General features: G+C 42.9%; 14 protein-coding genes. 10 read left to right on the top strand and 4 right to left on the bottom strand.

Annotated features, from left to right (window positions below; translation table 11 throughout):
- Positions 1-127 precede the first annotated feature (127 nt).
- From FM038_RS19755 to FM038_RS19740, 4 genes are all read left to right on the top strand, one after another.
- On the top strand, positions 128-763 hold the full coding sequence (locus tag FM038_RS19755; protein WP_223292918.1) for a metallophosphoesterase family protein: 636 nt from the start codon (positions 128-130) through the stop codon (positions 761-763).
- Between the two features lie 2 nt (positions 764-765).
- Positions 766-1,677, top strand: a complete 912-nt coding sequence (locus FM038_RS19750) for a hypothetical protein (protein ID WP_142871557.1) — start codon at positions 766-768, stop codon at positions 1,675-1,677.
- On the top strand, positions 1,677-2,963 hold the full coding sequence (locus FM038_RS19745; RefSeq protein ID WP_142871558.1) for an MBL fold metallo-hydrolase: 1,287 nt from the start codon (positions 1,677-1,679) through the stop codon (positions 2,961-2,963). Before FM038_RS19750 ends, FM038_RS19745 begins: the two co-directional genes overlap by 1 nt.
- Before the next feature lie 252 nt (positions 2,964-3,215).
- Entirely contained in the window at positions 3,216-3,464 is a 249-nt protein-coding gene (locus FM038_RS19740) for a hypothetical protein (RefSeq protein WP_142871559.1), read from the top strand.
- Between the two features lie 130 nt (positions 3,465-3,594).
- Here the strand turns inward: FM038_RS19740 and FM038_RS19735 are convergent, their stop codons facing one another.
- Positions 3,595-5,667 (bottom strand): M13 family metallopeptidase, encoded by a 2,073-nt coding sequence (locus tag FM038_RS19735; protein ID WP_142871560.1) that lies wholly within the window; start codon positions 5,665-5,667, stop codon positions 3,595-3,597.
- Positions 5,668-5,898: 231 nt separating this feature from the next.
- On the opposite strand from FM038_RS19735, the gene FM038_RS19730 reads away from it, so the two are divergent.
- Positions 5,899-6,555, top strand: coding sequence for a nitroreductase family protein (locus tag FM038_RS19730; protein ID WP_142871561.1), 657 nt, complete (start codon positions 5,899-5,901; stop codon positions 6,553-6,555).
- A 98-nt stretch (positions 6,556-6,653) separates the two neighbouring features.
- Here the strand turns inward: FM038_RS19730 and FM038_RS19725 are convergent, their stop codons facing one another.
- Positions 6,654-7,235: an outer membrane beta-barrel protein gene (locus FM038_RS19725; RefSeq protein ID WP_142871562.1), complete on the bottom strand. Its 582-nt coding sequence runs from the start codon at positions 7,233-7,235 to the stop codon at positions 6,654-6,656.
- A gap of 432 nt (positions 7,236-7,667) precedes the next feature.
- On the opposite strand from FM038_RS19725, the gene FM038_RS19720 reads away from it, so the two are divergent.
- The gene (locus FM038_RS19720; RefSeq protein ID WP_142871563.1) at positions 7,668-8,339 is read left to right on the top strand and encodes a glutathione S-transferase family protein; all 672 of its coding nucleotides are present in this window, start codon (positions 7,668-7,670) and stop codon (positions 8,337-8,339) included.
- Positions 8,340-8,387: 48 nt separating this feature from the next.
- Here FM038_RS19720 and FM038_RS19715 read toward each other — a convergent pair whose 3' ends face one another.
- Entirely contained in the window at positions 8,388-8,570 is a 183-nt protein-coding gene (locus FM038_RS19715) for a hypothetical protein (protein WP_142871564.1), read from the bottom strand.
- A gap of 356 nt (positions 8,571-8,926) precedes the next feature.
- On the bottom strand, positions 8,927-10,270 hold the full coding sequence (locus tag FM038_RS19710) for an aspartate aminotransferase family protein (protein ID WP_223292917.1): 1,344 nt from the start codon (positions 10,268-10,270) through the stop codon (positions 8,927-8,929).
- 406 nt (positions 10,271-10,676) lie between these two features.
- On the opposite strand from FM038_RS19710, the gene FM038_RS19705 reads away from it, so the two are divergent.
- The 4 genes from FM038_RS19705 (at position 10,677) to FM038_RS19690 (ending at position 16,931) form a co-directional block, all read left to right on the top strand.
- The gene (locus FM038_RS19705; RefSeq protein WP_142871565.1) at positions 10,677-11,180 is read left to right on the top strand and encodes a VF530 family protein; all 504 of its coding nucleotides are present in this window, start codon (positions 10,677-10,679) and stop codon (positions 11,178-11,180) included.
- A gap of 473 nt (positions 11,181-11,653) precedes the next feature.
- Positions 11,654-14,098: an OmcA/MtrC family decaheme c-type cytochrome gene (locus tag FM038_RS19700; protein WP_185965726.1), complete on the top strand. Its 2,445-nt coding sequence runs from the start codon at positions 11,654-11,656 to the stop codon at positions 14,096-14,098.
- Positions 14,099-14,380: 282 nt separating this feature from the next.
- The gene (locus FM038_RS19695) at positions 14,381-14,956 is read left to right on the top strand and encodes a hypothetical protein (RefSeq protein ID WP_142871567.1); all 576 of its coding nucleotides are present in this window, start codon (positions 14,381-14,383) and stop codon (positions 14,954-14,956) included.
- A 355-nt stretch (positions 14,957-15,311) separates the two neighbouring features.
- Positions 15,312-16,931, top strand: a complete 1,620-nt coding sequence (locus tag FM038_RS19690; RefSeq protein WP_142871568.1) for an HD family phosphohydrolase — start codon at positions 15,312-15,314, stop codon at positions 16,929-16,931.
- Positions 16,932-16,941: the final 10 nt, after the last annotated feature.

The raw sequence follows: 16,941 nt of genomic DNA, 5'->3' as shown, positions 1-16,941 counted from the left end.
CAGATTTCCGATCTGGATAGCAAAAATAAAACTTTTACCTCTTGACGCTTAACTTCTCGGGACTTGGTTTGAATATATAGGATATTTAACATGGTAAAGGTATGAAAAGTTGAAAGAGTCAGATTCAATGAAGTTATTGCATGTCTCAGATCTTCACTTTAACCGAGCTCAATTTGAGTGGGTTAGGGAGCAGGCCCGTCATTACGATTTACTGTGTATTAGCGGTGATCTACTCGATGGATCTTGGCAGCAATCATTTAGCAGTGATGAACAAGTAGAGTGGATTAGGCAGTGGACATCAACCCTACCACTGCCTACGTTTATCTGTTCAGGTAACCATGATCTATTACCACTTCAAGATGATATTCAAGCATCTGCCCATTGGCTCACAACTTTAAAGAGCCAACGAGTCAGTGTTGATAATGACATTGTCGACATTTTTGGGCACAAATTTGGATGTATCCCATATGACAGTCCAGAATTTTATCTTTTTAGAGATTGTGATGTGTTACTTCATCATGTGCCGCCATCAAAATTAAAAGTCGCTAGGCAAGAGGGGAATAATTGGGGCTGTGCGAATATTCGAACTGCAATCGAGTTTGGAGAGCTAAAAGCTAAATTCCTGTTATGCGGTCATGTCCATCGACCTTTGGCTCGCTTTAGTAAGTTTAAAAATAAGTTTATTTCTAATCCTGGTAATAACCAGAGAGCCGAAATTCCGAATTTCAACGTTATACAGCTAAATAAATTAGGTGAGAAATAGCCATGGCACAACAATTCACACGAAAATTCTCTTTTCAACAACTTGCTGAGCAATCCCCCCTATGGTGGCAGGAATTACTGCTACGACTAAATCCTACAGGTGAAGAGTTGTCCTCTAATGGACTTCGTCTGGCTGTACGTGAAAATTACTTAAATTTTTACCATAAGGGGCAGGCGATAGCCAAAGTGGGCTTCAATCAGAAGAAACAATTGTATTGTGAACAGCATATAAAATACGTTTTTGAGGGAGCCAGAACACAGAAGTACCTAAGGTTAACGGCAGAAAACCGTACACTTACAAATCCTGAGAGACCAGAGGAGACTGAGCGCTACCTTGGCGGTGAAACATTAGACCTATGGATTGAGCGATCTAAACAACATAAAGGCGATGAAAAGACATTTGTAGAGCAAGTGGCTGCTGAAAATAGTAATGTGATCGATATGGAGATGGGATTGCCTGGGGATGGGTACCGTATAGACTTAGTCGCTTTGGAGCAACATGGAGAGGAAGTACGGTTAGTATTTTGGGAGGCTAAGCTTACGACGGATAGCCGCTGCAGAACAAACAGTGAAACCCCGGAAGTCATAGAACAGTTAGCAAATTATCGAGAGTTTTTAACGGGTAAAAACCGCCCACAAGAGTTAAAGCATGCCTATGTTGTCGCTTGTCAGGTATTGGTAAAGATAACTGAGTTAGCAGGAAAATCAGTAGCTCCCATCATTAGAGACGTTGCTAAAGAAGTGTATCCTTTGGTCATCGATCATGAGCCTAGGTTACTGCTTTACCATAACTCCGAAGCTGATGTGCGTAATAGCTGGTCTCGTCACGAAGAAAAGTTAAGAGAAAATAAAGTGGTTTTGCAGGTGATGACAGATAAAACAGATCGTCAGTTATTCAGCAAAGAGATGTGTTAATGGCACAAACTTCCGTCACAATACTACGCGGCGCAGATACCATAGGTGGTAGTTGCATTAAGATTCGTCATGGTGAGGATAGTATCGTATTGGATTACGGTGCTCCACTGATGGATAGCTGTGGTACATCTCTCGCTGCTGAAGTCGTTGCAAATCCAACAATTGCGAATGGTATTTTGCTGGATATTCAACAACAAGATGCTAATCCTCCTTTAGCTTATCTTTTATCTCACGCACATCCAGATCATTATGGCCTACTCGCTACACTCCCTAAAGGCGCTAACATATACCTGTCTGATAGCAGTTACTCTATGATGACTATCGGTAATTTATTTTATCCTGAGCCATTACGGTTTAATTCACTGGAGCTATGTCAGCAGTTTTCACCAGGTAAGCCGTTTCAGATCGGCCCATTTACAGTAAAAGCTTTTTTGATGGATCACTCAGCCTTTGGTGCCTGCAGTTTATTAATCGAAGTCGAAGGCAAGCAGGTGTTCTATACGGGAGATTTTCGTGGTCATGGACGAAAAACTAAGGTCAGTGATTATATCTACTCCCATATCAAGCAGCCTGATCTTATGCTCATCGAGGGCACGACCCTCGATGGTGGTCATCCGCAAGAGTTTCCCACTGAAGCTTCAGTTGAAACAGCCATGACAGAAGCCTTTAGTGAGCAAGGCAGACCAGCGTTTGTCGTGGCCTCTGGGAGTAATATAGATAGGATAGTAAGCCTCTATAACGCCACCAAGCGGACAGGAAAAAAGCTGGTTATCGATCTGTACCAGCTGTATTTACTCGAAGCATTGAAGAAACATGCTCCTGGGCTGCCTCCTCATGACGGTGATCACCTCAGAGTCATATTTCCTAAATCTCAGTTAGCCGTTATTAAAGAAAAGTATGGTAATGACTTTCTGAAATATAGTCATCGGCATGTGAATCTTAGCAAGTTGCAAGGTACAAACTACGTATTTAGGGTGTCTCCTTATGCGATGACTCCTTACTTAGATGCGTTCGTTGGGCAAGAAGTTAAGCCGAAATTTATCTATTCCATGTGGTTAGGCTACCAGAGTAAGCAAGCTAAATTTGCTGAAATGACTGAGCAATATCGGCAGTCATGGCAATATATGCATACCAGTGGTCATGCATATTTGGAGCATTTAATTAATTTTTCAAACAACATAGCAGCTAAACGTTTAGTACCTGTGCACACTCTTAACGGTGATAAATTTGTAGAGCATTTTGAAAATGTGCATCTAGTTAAAAATGGTGAAGAGATTATTTTATAAAATATGGCGTAGCTTAAGTCGACAGTAACTTCTTCGTGGCTATTCAATACTAGGCATTGTTAAAGTGTCGGTTTTATAGGCCGATCAGCTAACAGTGGTTTTTAAAATGCGTGTTTCTGTAATGAACGGGTTTAGGCAGTGTTCCAATTTTTTACTATGATCTGTAAAGTACGCCGCATATTGAAACCTAGGCTGCACGGTAAGCTGTCATATACAGAGTGCAGTCAGATATAGATAAAAGAGTATATGTAGATGAATAATGAACTTGATGTTATCGATAACTTAGCCGAATTAGAGCGTTTTTTGTTGTCTGTAGAAAATGGTGGTTTAGGACTGGAAGGTGTGGCTGGTGTCGGTATGGCGACCAATAACGCCGATGGACGCCATTTTGTCGCGGTATTCGATGACAATAATAAGCTGCTTCATGCACGTTGGATCACTCAGGAAGTCTTCGAGACGGGCAAAGAGATGGTCCGTAATGGCGTACAGAAAAAGCACTAATTTTTAGTTTGTGATAAACACAAAAATGCCAGTCAGATGACTGGCATTTTTACTTAAGTGTTATTGCTAACCGCTTATGACTTATGTCTTCAAGCTATTGCTCGAACCTCGAACCTCGAACCTCGAACCATTACCAGATCCGAACACGCTCGTCTTCAGCCAGGTAAAGCTCATCACCAGGCTTCACATCAAATGCCTTGTACCAAGCATCATGGTTACGCGGTGCTTGAGCACGGTAACGTCCCGGTGCATGGGTACCACCACGAAGTTGGTTGAGCATGCTCTGCTCGGTACGTTTCTCTTTCCATACCTGAGCCCAGGCAAGGAAGAAACGTTGATCACCGGTAACCCCGTCGATCACAGGGGCTTCTTTGCCGTTGAGGCTGAGTTTATAAGCATGGTAAGCCATGGACAAACCGCCCACATCACCTATGTTCTCACCCAAGCTGTTACGGCCATTGACGAAGTTATCTGGGATGGGTTCGTACTTACTGTACTGGGCAGCAAGTTGATCGGCCTTGGCATCAAAGGCTTTACGGTCAGCGTCTGTCCACCAGTTGCGTTGTATACCATTGGCATCTGACTTTGAGCCTTGGTCATCGAAGCCGTGGCCCATCTCATGGCCGATCACTGCACCAATACCACCATAATTGACGGCTGGGTCGGCGTTTGGATCGAAGAATGGCGGTTGTAAGATAGCTGCTGGGAACACAATCTCATTAAATGAGCTGTTGTAGTAAGCATTAACGCGCTGCGGCGTCATGCCCCAGCGATTACGGTCGGTTTTCTTAAGCTCTTTAGCGACACTTTCCGCCTTAAAGAATTGGCGCAGATCATGAACATTACTGACTAAGTCTGTTTTGGTCATTGTCAGGCCATCAAATTCCTGCCATACATCAGGATAACCAATTTTTGGGGTAAATGCGGCAAGCTTAGCGTGAGCATTGACCTTAGTCTCATCGCCCATCCAATCTAGACCATCGATACGCTGACCTAAGGCGGTACGTAAGTTTTCTACTAACTCAGCCATCTGCGCTTTGGATGATTCTGGGAAGTAGCGCGCCACATAGACCTTGCCGATGGCAAAACCAAGTGACTGAGTGCCCGACATCTCTGCGACTGCACGTTTCCAGCGTGGACGAGGCTCTTCCTGTCCCTTTAGAGTTTTGCCATAGAAAGCAAAGTTTTCGGCATTGATATCTTCAGATAAGAGCTCTGAGTTATTGCTGATGGTATGGAAGGTAAGATAATCCTGCCATACATTGAGTGACTCTTGATTCACTAGCTCAATCATGGCTTTAATCGGCTCAGGCTGAGTGATATTGAGTTGAGGCACCTGGTAGCCGGTTTCATTGAAGAAAAGATCCCAGTTAAAACCTGGGTACTGTTTAGCTATATCAGTACGTTTGACCTGGTTTAAGGTTAGATCTCGATTACGGCGTTTCTCTCTAGGCCACTGGCCTTGGGCAATCTTGGTTTCCAGGACTAAAATAGCTTCGGCCTTGGCTTTTGTGTCTTTAACACCTGCAAAAGTGAGCATTGCGGCGATATGTTCAACATAGGCGCTACGGATGTTAATGAAGCGATCGCTGTCTTCTAGGTAGTAAGAGCGATCCGGTAAACCTAAACCGCTAGCGCCGATAGACATCTCATATTGGTTTGGGTCAAGACGGTTAAACCACATGCCACCAGAAATGGGTGATGTCGCGCCAGTAAGCCAAGCATGACCAAAGACCTTAGTTAAATCGTCGGTAGACTTGATTGCAGCGATTTGATTTAAGATAGGCTGGATTGGAGTGATCCCCAGCTTGTTGATAGTCTCAGTATCCATGTAAGACTGATAGAAATCGGCTATCAGTTGCTCTTCGGCGTTCAGATCACTACGGCTAGCAATATCATCGATGATCTCTTTGACTTGCTTTTCACTGCGCTCAGCCAGGCCAGTAAATGCACCATAACGAGTCTTATCGGCTGGCATGATGTAGTTATCATACCAAGTACCACTGGCATACATAAAGAAGTCATCACCGGGTTTAACAGCTTCGTTACGGGCTGCTAAATCAACACCGAAACTACCGAGTTCTGCTTTGGTGCTAGTCGCCGCGCTGACTTGAGTTTCGTCTTGTTTATTATTGATATCTGAGGTGCCACAGCCAGCTAAAAATGTGCTGGCTAATGCGATAGCGATTAAGGATTTTTTCATTTTTTTATATTCTTCCTTGGATGGGGAGTTGCTGTAAAAACCATTCCATCATCTAGAACTGACAAAAAATGTCAATGTTAGAAGCATTAACAAAAAATATTTGATAATGATTCAAGGCTTGCCCGGTGTAAATTGTGCGGAAGTAAGCTTAATATCCTCACCATCAATGTAAAAGACCCAATTACCTCGGTTAGCCAGTCAATGGCAGCCCCAAAGAATGTAGAGACAATTATGACAAACCCAATTATTGCTGATTTAGAAAACCGTTACACAGCGAAAAAATATGACGCCTCTAAGCGGGTCTCAGCTGATGATCTTGCAGTGATTTATGAAGCAATGCGTTTATCTGCTTCTTCTATTAACTCACAGCCTTGGAAGTTTATCGTGATTGAGAGCGATGAAGCTAAACAGCGTATGCATGAGACATTTGCCAATAATTTTCAGTTTAATCAGCCGCATATTAAATCAGCATCACATGTTATTTTGTTTGCTCATAACCCAGCTTATACCCGCGAAGATTACGCTAAGGTTGTCGATAAGGGCATTGAAGATGGCCGCACTAAGCAAGAAGAGAGAGAGCAAGCGTTTGGCGGTTTTGCGTTTGTTGAATTAAACACCGACGACAAAGGTAACAATGCGACTTGGACTAAGTCACAAACTTATCTAGCGCTGGGCAACACCTTGCATACGTTAGCGCGTTTAGGCATAGACTCGACCACGATGGAAGGTGTTGATAGTTCGCTAATTACTGAAATGTTTAGCGATGAGCTTGATGGTTACGTCTGTGAGGTCGCACTGGCTATTGGCTATCATCATAGTGAGGAAGACTATAATGCCAAATTACCTAAATCGCGCCTAGCCATGGAACAGGTTATTCAGGTTCTGTAATTAAGCCAATACAGCAAGTGGGATCTAATGATGATCCCACTTATTAAATCCTAACATGTTGAATATCTGTTTACTTAGGTTAGGCAGTGAGGTGTTTATTAGAAACGATAGCCAACAGAAACCGTAATATTACTGGCATTAACATCACCCATTTTTAACCACTGGTTTTCAATAGCTAATTCGACTCGTGACCATTGGTATTTTGCTCCTACTGATAGATAGCTACCAATACCTGAATCTTCTAGACTTTTCATTTCATCTTTAGGTGTCCAAGGGCCATTTTTCTCATATTCCCATTGATAGCTAGTAATGCCTAGATTTCCATATAAATAGCTATTATTCGTTAATGATATTCTAGCTTGTCCAGACGCTACGAGTACTGAGTAGCTTAATGAACCATCAATAAGCCCTAGGCTCATAACTTGTTTGGCACCAATAGATGATGATTTTATAAAGCGACTCTCTGCTGCAAGATATTGATTTACCTGGTATCTGTAGCCAAGTTCATGGGCCATACCTTCATCATAGTCGCTAACTTTATTGCTGGACGATAATTCAACATCCGAAATTGCCGCAGCATAAAAAAGAGTATGAGTCTTTGGGGGCTGAGTAGTATTGTCTTTGGCAATAACTTGCACTGGTAAGGTAAGCAAAGCTGCTATAAGTATTTTAGATTTCACGTTTACATTTCTCTAACAATTTAACTTGGGGCTGAATATATAATATCCATTAGTACTTATGTGTAAGGAAATGTAAGCGTGAATAGAGAAAAGCCATCAATGAGCTATTTTCTGCAGGTGCTCTAATACCCATGATTGGCATTACACCATCTCCCATCATGGTTGAAGGCAGTCTTCCGCTTCAGTCAATTTTACAAAATTGGCAGAGATTTTACGATTGAAAGTGATTTAATGAATTGCAGAGGTTTTAATTTTTGTTCCGGCATTTGAGTATTCTTTCTTAATATGCGCAGCAAAGATACCTGTTATGTGAACGCTACGAAACGTTTGTAATTATTATATTGTAAATATTTCCATCCTTTTCGAATTACTCTCGTCTTACTCAATATAGAGACCATTTTATTTTGAAAGTAAAAGATGAGAGATGAGAAGATGATCAAACTAATTAGCTTTAAAATTTGTCCTTTTGTTCAGCGCGTTACAGCTGTGTTAGTCGCCAAGAAGATCCCTTTCGAGGTTGAATATATAAACCTCAAAGATAAGCCTGAATGGTTTTTAGACTTAGCCCCAAACGGTCAGGTGCCAGTGATGGTAACGCAATCGGGGACAGCCTTGTTTGAGTCTGATGCCATCATTGAGTATATCGAAGATGAGTATGGTCCTTTGGAGAAAGGGGTGAGCAATGAACAACGCGCTAAAGATAGAGCCTGGAGCTATCTAGGGTCTAAACACTATCTGGTTCAATGTGGCACCATGAGAAGCAAAGACAGAGAAACCTTTATCAAGCGTTCAGAAAACTTGATTACAGCTTTCGCTAAGGTTGAAGCTCAGCTTTCCGGTAAGACACAATTCTTTAAATCTGATGAGCTAAGTAATGTTGATATTGCCTGGGTGCCATTGTTACATCGCGCTGCGTTAGTAAAAAAGTACACTGACTATGATTTTCTCTGCGGTTTACCTAAGGCACAATCATGGCAACAGAATGTGCTAGCGAGTTTAGCTATAGACACAACGGTTTCGGAAGACTTTGAGCCGCTATTTAACAACTTTTATCTGACTGATGGCTTTTTGGCTAATAGTGATACCAAGCGCATTGCGAGCTAGAGTGCCTGATGCTATCTCCTAGGGCATCAGGCCTATACCAGTGTTCGCTTACTTTAAGATGATTTCGCGCATTCTGTACTCTCCGGTCAGGGTTCTGACCTCTGGATATTTAGCCGAAATTTGGTTGGACTGCTTTTCATCCTCATCACTCCACTTTTTCATAAAGGCGGCATATTTCTTCTGATTTGGCTCCAGATCTGAGGCATTATCAAATGTGACGACGAATAGCATATTGAAGTCACCACTAACAGATAGATCACTGCCATATATTTTCCAGTCTTTAATAAATCCTAATTCTTTTTTTGAATTTTCACGGCTTTAACCCAGCTTTCGCTTAGCGCCGCTAAGTATAGGTGAACTCTACAAGCTCGCTATTTGGCTAGGCCTGATACAGATTGGTATGAGGAATGGTATGAAGATTGGTACGAGGATTAGAGAAGGTTTGTATGGAAAAAAAAGGCTTCGGAAAATTTCCGAAGCCTTTAATACCAATTGGTATCAGTGCTAATTAGTCCGCTACTTATTTACAGGCTGACATATTGATAGTAAGACTCGCTAGGGTTCATTGGCCGTTTCTATGAGTTCTCTTACTTGCGTTCGGCGATAGCTTTTGCCATGGCGGCATCGGCAATCAGTTCTAGCTTGGCAAGGTCTATGTTCTTGTGAGATTCACAGATAAACCAAGGCTCGCGGGAGTCTGGCTCCAGCATGATGCCACTTGCAATCAAGTTATGGGCAAACTCGGTATACAGCTCGCTATCTGTCTTCTTCCAGTCACGATAGTTGTGCGGGACTTTATTACCAAAGTGAATGCCGAACATGGCATCAGGGCCAGCGAACTTATGTTCGATACCGTGCTTGGTAAATACCCGTGATAACACCTGTTGAATATCGGCGCCAGCTTTGTTGATGCTATCGTAGGCATCAGTTTCATTCAAAATTGTCAGTGTCGCTTTGGCCGCGCTAAGGGCGATCATGTTGGCGGTATACGTGCCGCCATGGGTGACACCATTCTTGCCGAAGCTGATCATGTCCATAACGTCTTTGCGGCCACCGAAGGCAGCGACAGGGTAACCGTTGCCCATAGCTTTTGCATAGGTAGTTAGATCGGCGTGAATACCATAGAGCTCTTGTGCGCCACCTTTAGCCACGCGGAAGCCTGTTTTAACTTCATCCATGATCAAAAGTGTGCCATTGGCATCACAGATATCACGCAATTTCTGCATGTACTCTTGTGATGATGCGATGCTGCCGCAGTTGCCTAGAATCGGCTCTATCACTATGGCAGCGATATCATTTCCAACACGTGCAAAGACTTCATCAATGGCAGCGAAGTCATTGAGGGGGACTGTTTCCAGATGCTCTCGACTTGCTTCAGGAATACCGCCACCAAAAGCGGCAATTTTTGGCGCCGCTTCAGTTTCGCTGTTCCAATTATCGACATCTGATTTCCACATCATTTCATCGTATAGACCATGAAAACCGCCTTCTACAACTACAATCTTGTTGCGACCGGTAAAGCCACGGGCGGTGCGAACCGCACCAATTACGGCTTCTGTGCCTGAATTAGCGAAACGCATCTTCTCAATGTTCGGGCACATCTGCTTAATTAATTCGACCACTTGAGAGTCTAGATCGGTGGAAAAGCCTGAAATGGTGCCACGTTCGGTGATTGCTGTAACCACTTCTTGATCGACCCGGCTATCACGATAGCCCAAGATGATAGGTCCGTAAGCGAGACGGAAATCAATAAACTCTTGATCGTCTGCATCGGTAATGGTGCAGCCCAAGCTGCTCTTAACAAATACGGTGTTTTCTTCACCCCAGTAACGGTAACTATCGGCCACACCCATAGGCATGTTGTTATGGGCCTGTTTTAACAGCGCGTTGGTGACTGGTTTGTTGGCATTGCTCATCTTGTCGGTCTTCATAATCAAAATTCTGGCAGGCATGATACAGGGCAATATAGTGCTTTGCTATATTAGTCCGGTCTATATAATCGAATAAGCTGCATGTTTGGTTATTATCCACCCATGCTCCTGTGAGTATCGAAGCGCTAAATTTGGCCCTGAAACACCTTCAAGACCGCGGTGTGATTGAGACTATTTTATCTAAATATGCCCCTAGTAATATTAGGGCTGTAGCTTCATTTATAGGGGGCAATGCCATAGGTTGATCTTGTATGCAGACTCATTTCACAACGAATACCGCTAATGATTCAAAATTGTAGGCAAGGTATTAATGAAAAGAAAGCCATCCTGTTATGGGTGTTTGATAGCATTTCTTGTTATTATTAGCCCATAGAACATATATGCGTTTACACGAGTTGAATATCCCATGATTGAACAGCAGCAGAACAACCCATTACACGGCTTAGGCTTAGAAACTATGGTCACCGAGTTGGTGGCGTTTTACGATTGGAAAATTCTTTACGCCTCGCTGCGTTTAGAGTGCTTCAACAGTAACCCCAATATGGCCGCATGCCTGAAGTTTTTGAAAAAGACTGAGTGGGCTCGAGAGCGAGTAGAAAGCTTTTATCTTTATCGCTTCAAGCGTATGCCTAAGGGAGATTCTGCACAATTCGAGCTTAAGCCTCGTGAGCGTGGTTTTGCCGATGGTATCGTGCCGCGTAAGCCTGAAGAGTTAACCGTCGAATTGGTTGATGAGATGCGAGTCAAGGCCACCGCCGATTATGAGGAGATGAAGCGTAATAAGGACCAAGGCAAACCTCGTTATGCTAAAGATAAGCCTAGAACTCAAGACGGTTATGCACAAAATAAGGGTGCTAACGCCAATAGACCAGCACCTTCTCAAGACCCTAATAACCCTTGGGGTAAGTAGAGCTTAAATCGATTAATATAATACCAATCGTTATACGCTCTCTAAGATATGGGAATAGCACAAAGGGTTAAGCTGACATGGCTTAGCCCTTTTTTAGGCTCTAGCTTCAGCTTGTGGCCTGTTTCAATTTCATCATATCTCTCTACGTTCTACTCTCTACTCCTTATTAAAATCGTGCGCCAGTTGGCAATTTTGTGATTTTATTGAAGTTTTATTAAATCATCAATATCAAACATTCTTAAAATAGGCCTTATTAATTAAGTGCTTGGTAAAGTAAAGATAAATATAGTTATCAGGATTACGCTTTTTGTGAACTTCAGTCATCTGTAAATTAATGTCAGTTTCTTTGAAAATATTGCCCATGTGTTGCATTTGAACTCATTTATAGGTCAATAATTTCAATTGGTTATTATTTTGAGTCGATGCAATAACGGAACTGAAAAAATAATAACAGTAGGCTCAAGATGATGATCATGAAGTTAAACAAGAGTAAATTATTTGCCTCCCTTGTCACAGCCATGGCGCTAGTTGGCTGTAGTGACGGTAAGGATGGCAAGCCCGGTGAAGATGGCACTCCAGGAACGGGAGATGACACAGTGATATCGGCTTCTGTACTGACAGTGGCTGTATCAGAAGCCGCCTTTGTTGATAGCAAGCTTAGCGTGACATTTAATGCTGAAGATCAACTTGGCAACCCTTTAGTGGGGATCTTAGATGTGAGAACGACCGTCGCGAAATTAGTGCCTGATGCGCAGACAAGTGGGGCCGATTGGAGTAGTTATCTGCGTAAAGCTACGGATATTTCTCAGGACCAATACCCAGATGTTGCCAATGTCAGCCTGCCAACGAGCGAGAAAGGCGGCACGCTGGTGGACAACTTAGATGGCAGTTATCAGTACACCTTCGAGGCTGACTTGCTCAATAGTGTCGATCCTATCTCTGGCGCTCCTATTGTTTGGGATGAGTCATTAACGCATAGGTTGGGGCTAGAAATTAGAAAGTCATCTAACTACCCCGTGGCCAATACTAGCTTTGACTGGGTACCAGCTGGTGGTGAAGTGAGTCATTTTCGTCAGATAGTCGCAGTGGAAAGTTGTAATAACTGCCATACCGAGCTGGCTTTTCATGGCGGTAATCGCGTCGATACTGACAACTGTGTGACCTGCCATAATCCTGATGCATTCGATCCTATCAGTGGAGAGAGTTTAGATTTTAAGATCATGGTGCATAAACTGCATCAAGGGATTGATCTGCCGACTTTGGCGCATGAGGGTAATAAATACAGCCTGTTCTTACGCGATGGTCAGAAGGAAAAGGTTTTCGCCGAAAATGATGGGATATGGGTACTCAATAACAAGGGCACTATAGATGGTATTAACTATCCTCAAGACATACGTAACTGCACGAGTTGTCATGCCGATGAGGCTGATCTAGCCCTTAATCCCAACCTTAGTGGCACAATTACCCCTGAAGGCGGTAATTGGAAGTCTATTCCAAGCGTAGCGACTTGCTCATCATGTCATGACAATATTGCATTTAATGATGCCATGATGGCGGCTAAGCCAAATAGCATCGAGCATATAATGTTTCCGGCCGCAGATGATACCTGTCTCTCTTGTCATGGTGACGGCTTCGGTAATTCAGTAGAGAATATGCATACCGTAGCGGCGTTAGGTAAGAAGTCGGCAGGCATAGATTACGGTGTTAAATTTGAGGTGACTCAACTCGTCGCGACCAGCAGCACCGCCTATGACGTGCATGTTCTTGTGACACAAGACGGTAAGGGGATAGCGCTAACAGATCCCTACCTGCAGTTTAAAAATAGCGTACGTTTGCTGCTGAATTGGGACAATGGTGTTGGGTTTGAAACTCATGTGGCCAAAAATACCCCCAACTCATTTGAATTAGATAAGAACCCTAATTGTCGTAACGGCGCATCTGTTGGTGACATCATCTGTCATTGGGATACCGCTCTTGATATTAATATCAATAACGCAGAGCCATTGATCAGTGGCGATATCTTAACGACATTTATCTCATCCGGTGTGTGTGTTAATAGCAGCAATGAAAGGGTAAGTTGCGAAGAGAATAATGCTCAGGAGAAGATCTCAGCACCTTCGACTGTGATGAATAACTTCTTCGATGCTGCGACCTTAAGCTATAACCCAGATTTTGAACTTAAGTTAGCTGCAAATTTTGATAAGTGTGATTCATGTCATGAGCAGGTTATTCAGCATGACAGTCGTCGCTCTGATGATCCTACGCAGTGTAAGGCGTGTCATAACGCGAACCGTTTCACTCGTTCGCCAGCTGATTCACCAAGAGATGGTGGTTCGAGTGACTTGAAATTTGAAGTACATAAGATCCATTCTAACCACAGATTTGTCGATGCTGAGAATGCCTTTGTTATGGTGGGCCGTAATGAGTTCTACTCGGCACCCATCAGCGATTGTGCTCAATGTCATGATGATGCGCAGATAGATCTTCCACTGGCACAAAACTCACGTGCATCGATAACGAGAGCGCCAACTACGTCACTGAGCGATGGTAATAACTTAGTCCGCGACGGTGCGGTATACACCAGCCCAATAGCGATAGTGTGTACTTCTTGTCACCTCAGTGTGGGACCAGGCTTAATAGGCAGTGACGGCAACATAGTGACCGATGCTGACGGCAGCACCTTGTTGACTCGTGACTTAAGCAGTAATGGGCTGGGATATGATAATGGTGAGTTTCCGCAAGTTGCTGTGAGCATAACTGCTGAAGAGAAGAGCATGATTAATCACATGATCATTAACGGCGGTGCGGTGTTTGGTGCAAGCTCCCAAGAAGCTGCCTCAGGCAGTGAATCATGTGCTGTATGTCACTCAATCGGTAGTATCTCTGGCGTTGACAAAGTGCATGGCCAATTTAATTAACGAGATGTTTCTGCTGAGCAATGAATAATCCCCGATTCAAGTAAGCAGAGTGTCAGTATTGGTTAATCGTGCGAAATAAAAAATCCATTCATCGAAGTTCGATGGATGGATTTTTTTCTTCAATTGACTGCAGAGTTTCTATAATGGCAGCCATTCACTGTGTTTGAGTTGAATGTTCTGATATTTACTCTAAATGGCATAAGTAATTATTTTTCAAACCATTGTTACAGCTTTCTTGAAAGGGGGGATGAATAATGGCACTATCTGGAAAAAGGAATTTTTATGTTTACTAAAGTTTTAAAGTCAATCATGGATTTTAATGAAAGCGAACGCTTAGCCCCGCGTTTTCTATTGACCTACCTTATCATTTGGTGCCTCTGGCACAGTCAAATCTTTACCACGTTTATCATGACAAACGGTGATTTTTTCACTCGTTCTGATGCAGCAATGCTTGCTATGGAAAGTAACCAGTACATCTTGGTGTTGTTCCTCACTTGCCTCTTCTTTGCTGGACGAATAGCTTACTTCGTTTTAAAACATAAAGCGGATGAGATGCTGGAGAAAGACAGCGAAGCCGATTTACAAGGTGGTAGCGATCAACGTTTCGCCAAAGCCGATGATGTTCAGCGTTTGATGACCATGATTTCGACGCTAAAGGCTAAATTGGCCGACTCTCAAGATAGAGAAGATAAAGCCAATAATGACAGAAAAACTGCCATTAATAAGCAACTCAGTTTACAGTCTAAAATTGATGATATGGCAGCAGACATTGCCTTGTTAAACAAGTCGAATGAAGAGCTAAAGTTGCAATTAATGACTGCCAAGAATCAAAGCCAGTCGGCATTTGAACTGAGTTAATCACCTGAATTTCTGCATAGGCATTTATTAATGTGTTGAAGACATTCCTAGGCTAGAGAGATAGCCTCTAATACGGCTTAGCCTAAATGCCCTTAATTAATACTAAGGGCTTTTTTATGGAGCTATGTTATGGAGCTATGATTAGTCGATTTCTTTCGTTTTACTCAATATTTTTCGTATCATTCTCTTCAATTTTCCAGTCATATTATGTTTCATTCTTTCGCTATATTTATTGCCGTTGAACCCAGTGTAAGTTTGACTGTGTCTGGGATCACGACTATATCAAGTAAGGAGGGGAATAACGTTGAAAACACGAGTTTAACTTTTAGAATTTATTAGTAAATATGGCTTCAATATGTCTGAACTCAGTAATACACAAATTGCAGAGCGGTTACAGCATCTTACGACGTTAAGTATTGCGCTCAATGACATCAAAAATGTAAAACTCTTGCTGGAGAGAATTTTACAAACGGCAAAAAACATCACTAATGCCGATGGCGGTACGTTTTATCGTGTTAGCGCCGATAAAACGTGTCTCGAATTCGATATTTTGATCAATAGCTCTCTGAGTCTTCATTACGGCGGCAGTAAAGATAAGTCAGATAAAATGCGAGCTATCCCTCTTTCCTTCGATAATGGTGAGCCTAACTTGGACGCCGTAGTCGCCTTCGCAGCAAACCGTAAAGAGTCCGTCAATATTGAGCATGTTTACGACACGCCCATTTTTAATTTTTCAGGTATGCGCCGCTTCGATGAGGTGCATGATTATCATTGTCAGTCATTGCTCGCGGTTCCCATGCTAGATCATAACTCTGAATTGGTCGGGGTTCTGCAATTGATCAACTCTGTAGATTGTAATAATGGGCAGATCCAGGCTTTTGATATGACTGATCAGTTATTTATAGAGGCGCTCTCTTCACAAGCTGCTATTGCTATCACCAATCAAGATTTGATTTTACAGTTAGAAAACCTTTTAGAGTCATTGGTCAATTTAATCAATATCGGTATTGATGAAAAGTCTGCCAACACGGGGCGGCATTGTCAGCAGGTACCAAAGCTCACCATGATGTTGGCCGATGCGGTTCAAGCAAGCAAAGAAGGACCTCTTAAAGACTTCTCTATGTCTGAAAATGAAAGGTATGAACTTTGGCTTGCAGGGATGCTGCATGATTGCGGTAAGATCACCACGCCCGTGCATGTCATAGAAAAGGCGACCAAGTTACAAACCATTTTTGACCGTATTGACTTGATCGATAGCCGCTTCGAAATTTTGGGTCGAGATGCAGAAATTCGATATTTAAAACAGGTGATTGAAGCTGGAAAGTCATCTCAACTCGTTCAAGCTCTGCAAGATGAGCTGGAGAGATTTAACTGTGATCGCGCCTTTTTAGCTCATGCCAATATTGGTTGTGAACGCATGCAAGATGAAGATCTAGAGCGTGTGATGACGATCGCGAACGAGTCTTGGATCGACTACCTAGGAGAAACACAGCCACTACTGACTGAGAATGAAGTTGAAAACTTGATGATACGTGCAGGTACCTTAACGGGGGAAGAACGTAAAATTATCAATAACCATATCTCTGTCACCATCCGCATGCTCGAAGCCTTACCTTGGCCAAAAAATCTGCAGGATATTCCTGAATATGCTGGCGGTCACCATGAACGCATGGATGGCAAAGGTTATCCCAGAGGATTGTGTAAAGAGCAGATGTCGGTGCAGGCGAGAGTGATGGCCATCGCAGATATTTTTGAGGCATTAACAGCAAAAGATAGGCCTTATAAAACCGGTAAAACGCTGACAGAGTCGTTGAGGATTCTTGGCCGCTTTAGCTTAAATGGTCATATCGATCCGGATCTATTTCGCATTTTTGTCAGTGAAAAAGTCTACCTAAAATATGCGCACGAGTTTATGGACAGTGCCCAAATAGATGATGTCGATGAGTCGCAGATCCCAGGTTACCTAATTCAGTAAAAGCGAGTGA

This window comes from Shewanella eurypsychrophilus (assembly GCF_007004545.3).
GTDB classification, from domain to species: domain Bacteria; phylum Pseudomonadota; class Gammaproteobacteria; order Enterobacterales; family Shewanellaceae; genus Shewanella; species Shewanella eurypsychrophilus.
This window is presented reverse-complemented; position numbering and strand designations above follow the sequence as displayed.

What these genes read in the sequence shown, in the direction of transcription:
- FM038_RS19750 (WP_142871557.1), top strand. Translation starts at nt 766, where the DNA reads ATGGCACAACAATTCACACGAAAATTCTCTTTTCAACAACTTGCTGAG.
- FM038_RS19715 (WP_142871564.1), bottom strand. Translation starts at nt 8,570, where the DNA reads ATGCTATTCGTCGTCACATTTGATAATGCCTCAGATCTGGAGCCAAAT.
- FM038_RS19755 (WP_223292918.1), top strand. Translation starts at nt 128, where the DNA reads ATGAAGTTATTGCATGTCTCAGATCTTCACTTTAACCGAGCTCAATTT.
- FM038_RS19730 (WP_142871561.1), top strand. Translation starts at nt 5,899, where the DNA reads ATGACAAACCCAATTATTGCTGATTTAGAAAACCGTTACACAGCGAAA.
- FM038_RS19710 (WP_223292917.1), bottom strand. Translation starts at nt 10,270, where the DNA reads ATGAAGACCGACAAGATGAGCAATGCCAACAAACCAGTCACCAACGCG.
- FM038_RS19735 (WP_142871560.1), bottom strand. Translation starts at nt 5,667, where the DNA reads ATGAAAAAATCCTTAATCGCTATCGCATTAGCCAGCACATTTTTAGCT.
- FM038_RS19740 (WP_142871559.1), top strand. Translation starts at nt 3,216, where the DNA reads ATGAATAATGAACTTGATGTTATCGATAACTTAGCCGAATTAGAGCGT.
- FM038_RS19700 (WP_185965726.1), top strand. Translation starts at nt 11,654, where the DNA reads ATGAAGTTAAACAAGAGTAAATTATTTGCCTCCCTTGTCACAGCCATG.
- FM038_RS19695 (WP_142871567.1), top strand. Translation starts at nt 14,381, where the DNA reads ATGTTTACTAAAGTTTTAAAGTCAATCATGGATTTTAATGAAAGCGAA.
- FM038_RS19720 (WP_142871563.1), top strand. Translation starts at nt 7,668, where the DNA reads ATGATCAAACTAATTAGCTTTAAAATTTGTCCTTTTGTTCAGCGCGTT.
- FM038_RS19705 (WP_142871565.1), top strand. Translation starts at nt 10,677, where the DNA reads ATGATTGAACAGCAGCAGAACAACCCATTACACGGCTTAGGCTTAGAA.
- FM038_RS19745 (WP_142871558.1), top strand. Translation starts at nt 1,677, where the DNA reads ATGGCACAAACTTCCGTCACAATACTACGCGGCGCAGATACCATAGGT.
- FM038_RS19690 (WP_142871568.1), top strand. Translation starts at nt 15,312, where the DNA reads ATGTCTGAACTCAGTAATACACAAATTGCAGAGCGGTTACAGCATCTT.